We start from the raw sequence: 12287 nt of genomic DNA on the forward strand, positions 1-12287 counted from the left end.
TAAAAGTATTCCGGAGCGCGAGGCAGAGCCTCGCAATTGCAGCGCGCTTTCCACAATCACATGCGTTTATTGAGAGGTGCATCATGACAATCAGGCGCATATCTTCCGGCGGCGAGTTTGAGGCCAAGGTAGGGTATTGCCGGGCCGTTGTGGCGGGCGGCTGGGTGCATGTGGCCGGCACCGTGGGGCAGGGCGATACGGTTGTCGAACAGTGCCGTTCGGCGCTGGCGACTATCCAAGGCGCACTGGCCGAAGCAGGGGCTTCGTTCGCGGATGTGGTGCGTGTGACCTACATGTTGCCGGATCGTGCCGAGTTTGCACCTTGCTGGCCTTTGCTGGCCGAGACATTCGGAGAAAACCCGCCCGCAGCGACGATGATTGAGTGCGGTCTGATCGACCCCAAGTACCGTATCGAAATTGAAGTGACCGCTATTCTGCCGGAATGACGCAGACCCGCCCCGAGGCACTGGACCTTGGCGTGCCTTTGGTCCATATCTGCGGGAACAGAAATGCCGGAGGCAGCCGATGGGTATCCTGAACAGTCTTTTGCGGGCCGTGACCTGGTGGAACGGAGCCACCCTGAATACGCAGATCTTCACTGCGCGCAAGGGCGTGAAGGTCGGCGAAGACAATGAAGGTAATGTGTTTTATCGCACTGCCGACGACAGCAAGCGCTGGGTGATCTTCAATGGTGAGGCCGAGGCCAGCCGGATTGATCCTGACTGGCATGGCTGGCTGCACCGCACCTGGGACGAGCCACCCACCGACAAGCCCTTGGCGCACAAGTCCTGGGAAAAGCCGCATCAGGAAAACCTGACCGGAACTGCGCTTGCCTATGCACCGGCGGGGTCGCTGCGTCGTCCCGACCCGGTTGAGCGCAGCGATTACGAGGCGTGGAGCCCGGAATAAGCGATGTCTGCTCATACCAAGACCGAAGTTGTTGTCGGCGGGGTCGTGCTGGCCTGCGCCGTCGCGTTTGGCGTCTATGCCAGCCAGTCCACCGGCCTGTCCCAATCCAGTGCCGGATACGAGCTTGGCGCGTCCTTCCGCTCGCTTGAGGGCGTGGGGGTCGGTACAGATGTGCGGCTTGCGGGTGTCAAGATCGGGACGGTGACTGGTGTTACACTGAACGCTGATACCTATCGCGCGGATACACGGTTTTCCGTGGCCGATGGTATTCTGATCCCCGATGACAGCGCGATCGTGATCTCGTCCGAGGGGCTGCTGGGTGGCAATTTTGTCGAGGTAATGCCGGGCGGCTCTCCGTTCTATTTCGAGGCAGGTGACGAGATTACGGACACGCAAGGTGCGGTGAGCCTGATCTCGTTGCTGGTGAAGTTCGTGGCCGGGGACGGCAGCGAATGATCCGCACGGCTCTGATGGCTGTACTACTGTCGGCTGGTGTGGCCTCGGCCCAGCAGAAGGTCGAATCCGGACCAGGCGCGATGTTGCGCGGACTGGACAAAGTCAGCGGCCAGACGGTCGATGTCGAGGTGTTGAACGGGCAGACAGCGACTGTGTTCGGTCTGGATGTCGCCTTGGGTGATTGCCGCTTTCCGGCAGAGAACCCCACCGGCGACGCCTTTGCCTATCTGACCATTTGGGAGCAGGGCAAGGCGCAGCAACTGTTCGATGGCTGGATGATCGCCACTTCTCCGGCGCTGAACGCGCTGGATCATGCGCGTTACGATGTCTGGGTGATCCGCTGTATGACGCCCTGAGGTGTTTGCCGTAGTTCGGCGGTGAAATCCGCATCGACCTCAAGCGCCCGCTTCAATTCGCGGTGATAGGCTGCGCGCGGGATCTCGATAGCGCCCAGTGAGGCGAGATGAGCGGTCAGAAACTGTGTGTCAAACAGGACAAACCCGGCCTGACGCAGTCGGTCTACCAGATATGCCAGTGCGATTTTTGATGCGTCCGTGCGGCGCGAGAACATGCTTTCGCCGAAAAAAGCAGCGCCCAGAACCACGCCATAAACCCCGCCGATCAGGACACCCTGGTCCCAGACCTCCAGTGAGTGGGCATGGCTGCTCTTGTGCAGTTCCTGATAAAGCCGACGCAGTTCGGGGTTGATCCAAGTGTCCGCACGGTCGGCGCAGCCATCCACCACGCCCGCAAAGTCGTGATTGATGCTGATCGTGAACCCACATGTCCGAATGCGCCGCGCCAGACTGCGCGAGATATGGAAACCGTCCAGTGGGAACACGCCGCGAAACTTGGGATCGACCCAGAACAGTTCGGGGTCGTCACGGTGTTCGGCCATCGGAAATATTCCGATGGAATAGCCATGCAGCAGAAGTTCGGGGGAAAGGCTCATGCCGGATGCCCGGGGGCCGGAAGGCGGTCGCCCTCCAACCCCGTGTTCTTATTGGGCCATGTTCTCCGCAAGCCACTTCTCCAGCCAGTGGATGTTATAGTTTCCGCTGTGGATATCAGGCTCTTGCAGTAGCGCGTGGAACAGGGGAACGGTGGTGTCGATGCCGTCGACGATCAGCTCTCCCAACGCGCGATCCAGACGCGCCAGCGCCTCGGCCCGGTCGCGGCCCTGAACGATCAGTTTGGCGATTAGCGAGTCATAGTAGGGCGGGATCGAGTAGCCGTCATAAAGCGCTGAATCCATGCGCACACCCAGACCGCCGGGCGCGTGATAGGCGCTGATCTTGCCCGGGCAGGGCGAGAAGTTGGGCAGTTTTTCAGCGTTGATCCGAACCTCGATGGCGTGGCCGTTGATCTCAAGATCATCCTGCCCAAACGACATGTCTTCGCCAGCGGCGACGAGAATTTGCTCGCGCACCAGATCGACGCCGAAGATGCCTTCGGTGACGGGGTGCTCCACCTGCAGGCGGGTGTTCATTTCGATGAAATAGAACTCGCCATTTTCATACAGAAACTCGATGGTGCCCGCGCCGATATAATTGATCTTGGCCACGGCGTCGGCACAGATTTTACCGATCCTGGCGCGTTCTTCCGGGGTGATGCAGGGGCCGGGGGCCTCTTCGAATACCTTCTGGTGGCGGCGCTGCAACGAACAGTCGCGTTCGCCCAGATGTACCGCCTTGCCCTTGCCATCGCCAAAGACCTGAATCTCGATATGGCGCGGTGTGGTCAGGTATTTCTCGATATAGACCTCGTCATTGCCAAAGGCGGCTTTGCCCTCGGCGCGTGCGGTCATGAAGGCGCTTTCCATCTCATAGGCGTTCATCGCGACTTTCATGCCGCGACCGCCGCCACCGGCAGTGGCCTTGATGATAACGGGATAGCCGAATTCCTCACCGATGCGCCTGGCCTCGGCCAGATTGGGAACGCCACCGTCCGAGCCCGGAACGCAGGGCACACCCAGCGCCTTCATCGTGTCTTTCGCGGTGATCTTGTCGCCCATCACGCGGATATGTTCGGCGGTGGGGCCGATGAAGGTGATGCCGTGGTCCTCGACGATCTGCACGAACTCGGCATTCTCGGACAGAAAGCCATAGCCGGGGTGGATCGCCTGTGCGCCGGTGATTTCGCAGGCCGAGATGATCGCGGGCACCGACAGATAGCTTTGCGGGCTGGGCGGCGGGCCGATGCAGACCGATTCGTCGGCCATGCGCACATGCATCGCGTCGCTGTCGGCGGTCGAATGCACGGCAACCGTCTTGATCCCCATCTCGCGCGCGGCGCGGATCACGCGCAGGGCAATCTCGCCTCGGTTGGCAATCAGGATTTTGTCGAACATGGGCCCGCCTTACTCAACGATGACCAGAGGCGTGCCGAACTCCACAGCGTCGCCATCGCCGACCAGAATGCGCTTGATGGTGCCCGATTTGGGCGCGTGGATGTGGTTCATGGTCTTCATCGCCTCGACGATCAGCAGCGTGTCGCCTTCCGAGACTGAGGCCCCGACACTGATAAACGCGGGCGCGCCCGGTTCGGGCTGCATGTAGACGGTGCCGACCATGGGCGAAGTGACCGCGCCGGGGTGGCTGGCGGGATCATCCACCGCTGCGGGCGCCTCGGCGGCGGCCGGTGCAGGTGCTGCGGCAGGTGCTGCAGCCGGAACCGCAACCTGAACCGGGGCAGCGACGGTCTGCGACATGCGGCTGACGCGGACATTCAGGCTGTCTTCCTCGCCATATTCGCGTTTGACCTGCAACTCGGTCAGATCGTTCTCGCGCAGCAATTCGGCCAGTGCCTTGATGAACGCCACATCCGCTTCGTGTTTGGTATCTGTCATGAGTGTCCTCGAAGGTTCCCCTATGCCCGTCTGTTTTCGCGGGCTTGGTTTGATTACGCTGGGTTATATGCTAAGCGGACCGCCATGAAAAGCGTCGTTTCGACCTGAAAATCCGGGGGTTTCGCGGTCGGTTTCGAACGCGCTGGCGCTTACAAAGGCGTCCCTGACAGTTTGGCCACCAGTTCGGGCAGTTTCCGGGCACCGAATTTTTCCAGCAACCGGGCACGGTAGGCTTCGATCGTGCGATAGCTCAGACCCAGCTCAACGCCGATCTCCTTGGCCGACAGGCCCCGGCAGGACAGGATCGCTACTTCGCGCTCGCGCGCCGTCAGTTCGACCAGCGGGCGTTCTTCGGAGATGTCAGAGAAGCTCCAGATTCCGTGGCGGAAAGGGTCATCGGGTGTCAGCGACCGCCCGCGCGCGCGGCACCAGAACAGATCTCCATCGCGGCGGCGCATGACCCGTTCGTCGGTGTAATAGCCGGTATCGCGCATCACCTGCAAGCTGCGCGCACCGATCCGCTCCCAGTCGGCGACCGATGGGTAAAGGTGCAGCAGGGGCATGTTGCGATAGTCGGCCTCATCCCCGCCGAAGGTCCGCGCGAATTGCAGATTGCAACGGCGTATAATCCGATTTTCCAACTCGACAAGGCCGATGGGGGCATATTCGAAGGCGGGATCGCTCATATACCTATGGTGACGCGTATTTTGCAGAAAGAGAAGGGGAGGGACGCAGGTTTGGTCACCTCCGTTCATCGGCATTTGTCAAAGTTGTAAATCTGCTTTGAAAATACCGGGACAACTGTTAAAAATCATAAGCTAATTCTGAAAAACTATATGACAGTTTCAAAGGTCCAGCGGCGATGCGAGACACTCTGACCGGCAGCCGGATACGCGAAAGGCGGCAGATTTCGGGGTTGCGTCAGGCCGAACTGGCGCGGCAGGTGGGGATTTCGGCCTCATATCTGAACCTGATCGAGCACAATCGCCGCCGCATCGGGGGCAAGCTGCTGGTCGATATCGCCTCGGCGCTGTCGGTCGAGCCGTCGCTACTGACGCAAGGGATCGAGGCGACGCTGATCGCCGCGCTGCGCGAGGCGGCGGCGGATGCGGTGGGCCAGCAGGCCGAATTGGATGGGCTTGAGGAGTTTGCCGGACGGTTTCCCGGCTGGTCCGGTGTTCTGGCGCAGATGCACCGCCGCGTGGTTTCATTGGAGCGGACCGTCGAAACCCTGTCGGACCGGTTGACCCACGACCCGCACCTGGCGGCATCCATGCACGAAGTGCTGTCGACCGCCGCCGCGATCCGCTCCACCGCCGCCATTCTGGCCGAGCCCGGCGAGATCGAGGCCGCGTGGCGGGACCGCTTTCACAGCAATCTGCATCAGGATGCGGAACGGCTGGCCGAAAGCTCCAAGGCGTTGGTGACCTATCTGGACGACAGCGAGGGGCAGGGTGACCTGCGAGGCGTCCCGCTGGACGCGGTCGAGGCGTTTTTTGCCGAACAAGGGTTTCACTTCCCGGAAATCGAAGCCGGGTCGCAAAGCGCTGACGTGTCTCTGGAGCAGTTGGATTCGACCGCAGCCCGGACGGTTGCCACCGAGCTGCTGGATCTCTACGCCGCGGATGCGCGGGCCATGCCGCTGGAGCAGGTCGAGGCCGCATTGGATGCGTCCAGAACTGACCCGCTGGCCCTTGCCACGGCGTTTTCCGTCGATCTGGCGACGGTGCTGCGACGGTTGGCGTTTCTGCCCGAGGGGACATTGGCGCGCCCGGCGGGTCTGGTCATTTGTGACGCATCGGGCAGCGTGTTGCTCTACAAGCCGACGCCGGGATTTGCGCTGCCACGTCATGGCGAAGCCTGCCCGCTGTGGCCGTTGTTCACGGCCCTGAACCGCCCTCTGGTGCCGATCCGCAAACGTATGGTTCAGCTGGGGAGGACGGCGGCTGAGTTCGAGTGCTTTGCCATCGCCACGCCCCAACCGGTCACTGTTTTCGGGCAGGAGCCGGCGTATCGTTCGACCATGCTGGTGCTGCCAATCGAAGATACGATGCAACCGTCCGAGTCTTCGGCGCAGGCGGGGGCGAGTTGCCGCATCTGTCCGAAACGTGACTGCAACGTCCGCCGCGAGCCTTCGATCCTGAGCGAAGGGTTTTGACAGTTTCCAGACAGAGCGCTTAATCTGGGCAAGACAGGTGGCCGCGTGTGCGATCGGTCATGGGGAGGAATTGCAAATATGAGCCGTAAGGTTCTGTTGATCGAGGATGAGCCCAACATCACCGAGGCGATCCGGTTTCTGCTGACGCGCGAGGGCTGGCAGGTTGAAACCCATGCCGAGGGTACGGATGCGGTTCAGGTGGTGCTGGCAGCCCGGCCCGATCTGGTCATTCTGGATGTGATGCTGCCGGGTAAAAGCGGGATGGATATTTTGCGGGATCTGCGCGAGCACGATGAGATGCGGGGCCTGCCGGTTCTGATGCTCACCGCGCGCGGCCAGTCCCGCGATCGCGAGATGGCGGAACAGGCCGGGGTCAGTCGCTTCATGACCAAACCGTTCTCGAATACCGAGGTTCTGACGGCGGTGCGCGACCTGCACGCTCAGGCCTCGCGGTCATGAGCCTGCCAGACGAGGGCAAGGAGTCCGCCGCGCCGGTTCGGCCGTCGCTGTTTCTGGAACGCCAAAGCTATCGCCGGCGCAGGCTGGCCGATGCGGCACGGCTGCTGCCGTTTCTGGGCGCGGCGATGCTGGCGCTGCCATTGCTGTGGCCGGATAGCAGTCAGGAGGCCGAGGCGCTGCCGCTGTCGGCGGCGATGTTCTATATCTTCGCGTGCTGGGGTGTTCTGATCCTGATCAGCCTGATCTTCGGATTTGCCGCCAGACGTATGGCGGCGCGTGAAAATGCCGAACCCGAGGCAGAGCCATGGCAACGCTGAACGTTCTGATTCTGGTTTGTCTGGGCTATGTCGTGCTGCTTTTCGGTGTAGCCTTTGCCGCTGACCGGCTTGCCGCGCGCGGCGGCGGGAAGTGGCTGCGTTCACCGCTGATCTATACCCTGTCGCTGTCGATCTACTGCACCGCCTGGACCTTCTACGGCGCTGTCGGAAACGCCGCACGGTCGGGGCTGGAATTCGTAACCATCTATCTGGGGCCAACACTGGTGATGGTCAGCTGGTGGTGGGGTCTGCGCAAGCTGGTGCGGATTGGACGCAGCCAGCGTGTGACCTCAATCGCTGACCTGATCTCATCTCGTTACGGCAAGTCCAATACGCTGGCGGTCTGCGTGACCATTCTGGCCGTTCTGGGCGGTACGCCTTACATCGCGCTGCAGTTGCAGTCGATCACGCTGTCCTTCTCGATCTTTGCCGAGGCAGACCCAACCGGTCTGTATCGCGAAGGGTCCAGCGTGTTCTGGGTGGCCACGGGGCTGGCGGTGTTTGCCATCCTGTTCGGCACCCGGAATCTGGACGCGAATGAGCGGCACCATGGTGTTGTCACGGCCATCGCGCTGGAATCGGTGGTCAAGCTGTTTGCCCTGCTGGCGGTTGGTATCTTCGTGGTCTGGGGCGTTGCCGGTGGGATCGGGCCGATGATGGACCGGATCGATGCCTCGGAAATCGGTCAGTGGCATGTGAATGCGGGGCGCTGGACCACGTTCATATTCCTTTCGGCAGCTGCCTTCGTCTGCCTGCCGCGAATGTTTCAGGTGATGGTCGTTGAAAACGACGACGAGAGCCATCTGCGCACCGCAGCCTGGGCTTTTCCGCTGTATCTGCTGTTGATGAGCCTGTTTGTGGTGCCGATTGCCGTGGTTGGGCTGGACCTGTTGCCGGAAGGGTCGAACCCGGATTTGTTCGTGCTGACGGTGCCGCTGTCTCAGGGCAATGACTGGCTGGCGATGCTGTCCTTCATTGGTGGCTTTTCGTCGGCCACGTCGATGGTCATCGTGACGGCGATGGCGCTGTCGACCATGGTGTCAAATCACGTGGTCATGCCGATCTGGCTGAATACCCAAGAGGGCACGGGCTCGATCTCGGGGGATGTGCGGACAATCGTGTTGATGGCGCGGCGGGTGTCGATTGCCGTCATCATGGCGCTGGGCTTTTTCTACTATCGGCTATCCGGTGGCGGTGCGGCGTTGGCGTCAATCGGGTTGGTGGCTTTTGCTGGGATTTCACAGATTTTGCCTGCGCTCGTGGGTGGTCTGTTCTGGCGCGGGGCGACCCGCACCGGCGCGCTGGTCGGGCTGAGCGTCGGGTTCTTCCTGTGGATATACACCCTGCTGCTGCCCGGCATGGGCGGTGGGCTGATCCCCTTGTCGGTGATCGAGAACGGCCCCTTCGGCTGGGGCTGGCTGCGCCCGCAGGCCCTGTTCGGGATCGAAGGAATCGATCCGATGGTGCACACGGTCATGTGGTCTTTGTCGTTGAATACCATTGCCTTCTGCGTTGCTTCGATGCTCAGCTTCCCCAGCCCCCTTGAGCGTCTGCAGGGCGCGCAATTCGTCAATGTTTTCGATCACTCTGTTGCCCCGCGAGGCTGGAGCGGATCGGTGGCGCAGAGCGAAGACCTGATGATCATGACCCAGCGGATTCTGGGCACGCTGCCCGCGCAGGAGTTCTTTCAGGCCGAGGCCGAACGCCAGAATGGCCGCCCCGGACGCCTGCCGGAACCCACGCCGCAGTTTCTGGAACGCCTCGAGCGTGAGTTGAGCGGCTCGGTCGGTGCGGCAACCGCGCATGCGATGATCGGTCAGATCGTTGGCGGTGCCTCGGTCTCGGTCGAGGACCTGCTGGCGGTGGCCGACGAATCCGCCCAATTGCTTGAATATTCCGGCCAGCTTGAGGCGAAATCGACCGAGCTCAGCCGCACCGCCCGGCAATTGCGTGAAGCGAATGCGAAACTGACTCAGGTTTCGATGCAGAAGGATGCCTTTCTCAGTCAGGTCAGTCACGAATTGCGAACTCCGATGACCTCGATCCGCGCGTTCTCGGAAATCATGCGCGACAGCGATGGTCTGAGCGATGCGGAGCAGACCCGCTATGCCGCGATTATTCATGACGAGGCGCTGCGTCTGACCCGCCTTCTGGATGACCTTCTGGATCTGAGCGTGCTGGAAAGTGGTCAGGTCAGTCTGAACATGGGCGATGCGACTTTGAGCCAGGTTCTGGATCGTGCAGTATCGAGCGCGCTGGCGGGTGGCGAGCGGAAACTGGCGGTCAAACGCGTGCGACCGACCGAACGCATTCAGCTGCACACCGATCTGGATCGGCTGGGGCAGGTGTTCATCAATCTGATCTCGAACGCGCAGAAATACTGCAATGCGGCTGAACCGGTGCTGACCATTTCCGCGCATGATGTGGGCGGGCAGGTGGTGATCGATTTCATCGACAATGGCAGCGGCATCCCGCTTGAGGCGCAATCGATGGTGTTCGAGAAATTCGCCCGCGTCGGATCGGACAAGGCGGGCGGTGCAGGGCTGGGTCTGGCGATCTGTCGCGAGATCATGCAGCGCCTCGGGGGTGAGGTTACTTATCTGCCGGGGCAGGGCGGTGCGGGTTTCCGGGTCAGCCTGCCGCTGGCCTATCGGCAGGCAGCGCAATAACGACCGTATAAAGATATTCGTAACGCTCGGCGGTCTACACCTAGGGTGGAAGATCGACAGATGGCGGAATCGAACGATGACAGGTCAGGCCAACACAGCTTTGGCGCGGAAGCTTTCGGCAGGGCAGGAAGGTGTGGCCGAGCCGCCCCGATCGATTCTGCGTGCCCTGCGGCTGGGTCTGGCACGGGCTGCGGGTGAGGGGTTTGGGCTGCCCCTGTCGGTAATTGGTGCGAAGCAGTCCAGCCGTGCACAGGCGGATTTGGCCGATAAGGTGCCGGACGGCTGGTTGTTGTTGGTTTTTTCAACCACACAGGCGGGGCCGGCGGCGATATGTCTGGATCCGGGATGCGTTTCGGCAATCGTTCAGCAGCAGACTATTGGGATGGTGACTTCTGGTGCGCCCTCAGATCGCGCCTTTACCGATACGGATGCGGCGATGGCGGCACCGCTATTCGAAGATATGATGGGCCGTGCCTGCGCGCTTGTTGAGGCCCCGGTGGATGCGGAAATACTGACGGGTTTTGAATATAGTACCCGGGCTGAGACTGTACGTGCGTTGACGCTTGCCATGGCGGATGATCGATATCGCGTGGCGGAACTGACGGTTGAACTGGCCGGTGGGGCGCAGCAAGGCGAGATCTGCTTTGTGCTGCCTGACCCACCGCCATCTGACGACGGGCAGGCCGCGCAGGCGGATTCCGCTGGGCGAAATCTGGAGCAGGCGTCAGGGGTTATGCGGGCCGAATTGACGGCTGTGCTGTCCCGTATCTCTCTGCCATTGACCGACTTGTCCGCGCTGGCGGTTGGAGACGTTCTGCCGCTGACCGGCTCAAAGCTGGACAAGGTTCAGGTTCTGACCATCGAACGGGGCCGGCTGGCGGTTGGGCGGCTGGGGCAATGCGGCGGTATGCGGGCCGTTCGGATCAACGAACATCAGGCTGCGGCTCTGACCCATGTTGAGCCGCAGCCATTTATGGCCAGCCAGACCGGCGCGTTGCATGATACCGGAAGTGCGCAATCCGCATTGAACAGCGTCGAGACGGTGGATGGTCTGGATATTGCCCATCCATCCGATGCAGGGGACATGTTGGCGATGGGCTCAGATCAGTTGATTTCGGAGATTTCGCAACTCGCCCGTATTTCAGGCGAGGAAGGGGAGGGCTGAGGACCTCAGCCCTGACCTCTCATCTGATCCAGCGCCGGGCGCAGGCCATCCAGCGCGTAGCCCGCCTTGCTGGTCGCATCCAGGATATCGTCAGTGCTCAGCCGGTCGCATTGTCCCAATGCCCAGACCACCGAACACCTTGTGCCCGAGGCGCAATAGGCCAGCACAGGCCCGCTGCAATTCTCGGCCATGTCACGCTGCAGGGCGACGTTTTCCGGTGTCATCGTCTGGTGTGTCAGTTCCAGCACCTCATATTCCATCCCGGCGTCACGCACGGCCTGACCGATCGCATCGGATTGCTGATCTGGTGGTACCTCGACATTGGGACGGTTGCAGATCACCTTGACAAATCCTGCCTCGGCAATGGCTGGCACGTCCTCGACCGTGATCTGAGGCGAGACGGCATAGCGGGGGGTAATCGGTCGAATCTCCATGACAGTTGCTTAGGCCGCGTTTGCCATCCTGTCCAGTTGCGCCCCCACTTTCGGAGCAGCAAACATGCCCGCAATCATCGCACTCAGGAACACAATCCCGCCAACTCCGCCATAGCTGAGCGAGGCCATCGCCGGGCCGGGGCACAGACCGGCCAATCCCCAGCCGACGCCGAACAGCACCGAGCCGACGATCAACCGCCGATCAAGTTCGACCCGGGGCGGCGTTGGAAAGGCACCGCCCACCACTGGCGCACCCTTGCGGGTCAGGCGCCAGGCCACCAGCATCGGCAATATCGCACCGCCCATGACGAAGGCCAGGGTCGGGTCCCAGTTGCCGAAGACGTCCAGCCAGCCCTGAACTTTGGTGGTGTCGGTCATGCCCGAAATCAAAAGCCCGGTGCCGAACAGAGATCCGGCGAGAAATGCAAACAGACCGCGCATCAGATCACCCCCAAAGTATGGCGAAACAGAACGACCGTCAGCCCGCCTGCAAGAATATAGAACACGGTGGCGACAATACCCCGCAACGAGAACCGGGATATGCCGCAGACCCCATGCCCGGACGTGCAGCCATTGGCGATACGGGTCCCCACGCCCACCAGCAGCCCGGCCATGATCACAATGGCCAGATCGCCCGTCAGATGAGTCTGTGTCTGCGGTGCGATCAACGGACGCAGCAGAAACGGCATCCCGATCAGCCCGGCCAGAAACGCCAGTCGTTCGGCCATCACACTACGGTCGCTGCGTTCCAGCAGCCCGCCGAGAATGCCGCTGGCGCCCATGATGCGCCCATTACACAGCAGGTAGACGGCGGCACCCAGGCCGATCAGCAGCCCTCCTGCAACGCCCCAGAACCATTCGATCATCATAGT

The 12287-nt window shown here is 61.5% G+C and carries 16 protein-coding genes; 9 read left to right on the top strand and 7 right to left on the bottom strand.

What is annotated here, in order from left to right; genetic code table 11:
- Window positions 1–83 precede the first annotated feature (83 nt).
- The 4 genes from ACR0K9_RS01330 to ACR0K9_RS01345 all read left to right on the top strand — a co-directional run bounded on the left by ACR0K9_RS01330 (window position 84) and on the right by ACR0K9_RS01345 (window position 1721).
- Window positions 84–446 (top strand): RidA family protein, encoded by a 363-nt coding sequence (locus tag ACR0K9_RS01330; protein WP_480535924.1) that lies wholly within the window; start codon window positions 84–86, stop codon window positions 444–446.
- A gap of 79 nt (window positions 447–525) precedes the next feature.
- On the top strand, window positions 526–909 hold the full coding sequence (locus ACR0K9_RS01335) for an NADH:ubiquinone oxidoreductase subunit NDUFA12 (protein WP_480820136.1): 384 nt from the start codon (window positions 526–528) through the stop codon (window positions 907–909).
- 3 nt (window positions 910–912) lie between these two features.
- Complete coding sequence (gene mlaD / locus ACR0K9_RS01340; protein WP_480820138.1) at window positions 913–1365, top strand: outer membrane lipid asymmetry maintenance protein MlaD; 453 nt, start codon at window positions 913–915, stop codon at window positions 1363–1365.
- The gene (locus ACR0K9_RS01345; protein ID WP_480820140.1) at window positions 1362–1721 is read left to right on the top strand and encodes a DUF2155 domain-containing protein; all 360 of its coding nucleotides are present in this window, start codon (window positions 1362–1364) and stop codon (window positions 1719–1721) included. The genes mlaD and ACR0K9_RS01345 overlap by 4 nt, the downstream gene beginning before the upstream one ends.
- Here ACR0K9_RS01345 and aat read toward each other — a convergent pair.
- From aat to ACR0K9_RS01365, 4 genes are all read right to left on the bottom strand, one after another.
- Complete coding sequence (aat, locus tag ACR0K9_RS01350) at window positions 1685–2317, bottom strand: leucyl/phenylalanyl-tRNA--protein transferase (RefSeq protein WP_480820142.1); 633 nt, start codon at window positions 2315–2317, stop codon at window positions 1685–1687. The two genes, ACR0K9_RS01345 and aat, sit on opposite strands and share 37 nt — an antisense overlap.
- A gap of 48 nt (window positions 2318–2365) precedes the next feature.
- The gene (gene accC / locus ACR0K9_RS01355) at window positions 2366–3715 is read right to left on the bottom strand and encodes an acetyl-CoA carboxylase biotin carboxylase subunit (RefSeq protein ID WP_480820144.1); all 1350 of its coding nucleotides are present in this window, start codon (window positions 3713–3715) and stop codon (window positions 2366–2368) included.
- Between the two features lie 9 nt (window positions 3716–3724).
- Window positions 3725–4213, bottom strand: a complete 489-nt coding sequence (gene accB / locus ACR0K9_RS01360; protein ID WP_480820146.1) for an acetyl-CoA carboxylase biotin carboxyl carrier protein — start codon at window positions 4211–4213, stop codon at window positions 3725–3727.
- 149 nt (window positions 4214–4362) lie between these two features.
- Window positions 4363–4899 (bottom strand): helix-turn-helix transcriptional regulator, encoded by a 537-nt coding sequence (locus ACR0K9_RS01365; protein WP_480820148.1) that lies wholly within the window; start codon window positions 4897–4899, stop codon window positions 4363–4365.
- Window positions 4900–5075: 176 nt separating this feature from the next.
- On the opposite strand from ACR0K9_RS01365, the gene ACR0K9_RS01370 reads away from it, so the two are divergent.
- The 5 genes from ACR0K9_RS01370 (at window position 5076) to ACR0K9_RS01390 (ending at window position 10981) form a co-directional block, all read left to right on the top strand.
- On the top strand, window positions 5076–6371 hold the full coding sequence (locus tag ACR0K9_RS01370; protein ID WP_480820150.1) for a helix-turn-helix domain-containing protein: 1296 nt from the start codon (window positions 5076–5078) through the stop codon (window positions 6369–6371).
- Between the two features lie 78 nt (window positions 6372–6449).
- Complete coding sequence (locus ACR0K9_RS01375; protein ID WP_480535935.1) at window positions 6450–6830, top strand: response regulator transcription factor; 381 nt, start codon at window positions 6450–6452, stop codon at window positions 6828–6830.
- Complete coding sequence (locus tag ACR0K9_RS01380; protein ID WP_480535936.1) at window positions 6827–7147, top strand: hypothetical protein; 321 nt, start codon at window positions 6827–6829, stop codon at window positions 7145–7147. The genes ACR0K9_RS01375 and ACR0K9_RS01380 overlap by 4 nt, the downstream gene beginning before the upstream one ends.
- Entirely contained in the window at window positions 7135–9816 is a 2682-nt protein-coding gene (locus tag ACR0K9_RS01385; RefSeq protein WP_480820152.1) for an ATP-binding protein, read from the top strand. Before ACR0K9_RS01380 ends, ACR0K9_RS01385 begins: the two co-directional genes overlap by 13 nt.
- A 76-nt stretch (window positions 9817–9892) precedes the next feature.
- Complete coding sequence (locus tag ACR0K9_RS01390) at window positions 9893–10981, top strand: FliM/FliN family flagellar motor switch protein (RefSeq protein WP_480820154.1); 1089 nt, start codon at window positions 9893–9895, stop codon at window positions 10979–10981.
- A 5-nt stretch (window positions 10982–10986) separates the two neighbouring features.
- Here ACR0K9_RS01390 and ACR0K9_RS01395 read toward each other — a convergent pair whose 3' ends face one another.
- Genes ACR0K9_RS01395 through ACR0K9_RS01405 form a run of 3 tightly spaced genes read right to left on the bottom strand, consistent with a single transcriptional unit; the run spans window position 10987 to window position 12284 of the window.
- Window positions 10987–11415, bottom strand: a complete 429-nt coding sequence (locus tag ACR0K9_RS01395; protein WP_480820156.1) for a protein tyrosine phosphatase family protein — start codon at window positions 11413–11415, stop codon at window positions 10987–10989.
- Between the two features lie 9 nt (window positions 11416–11424).
- Complete coding sequence (locus ACR0K9_RS01400; protein WP_480535941.1) at window positions 11425–11856, bottom strand: DUF6691 family protein; 432 nt, start codon at window positions 11854–11856, stop codon at window positions 11425–11427.
- Window positions 11856–12284, bottom strand: coding sequence for a YeeE/YedE family protein (locus ACR0K9_RS01405; RefSeq protein WP_480820158.1), 429 nt, complete (start codon window positions 12282–12284; stop codon window positions 11856–11858). The genes ACR0K9_RS01400 and ACR0K9_RS01405 overlap by 1 nt, the downstream gene beginning before the upstream one ends.
- Window positions 12285–12287: the final 3 nt, after the last annotated feature.

The sequence above is a fragment of the Ruegeria sp. L12 genome (genome assembly GCF_056531745.1).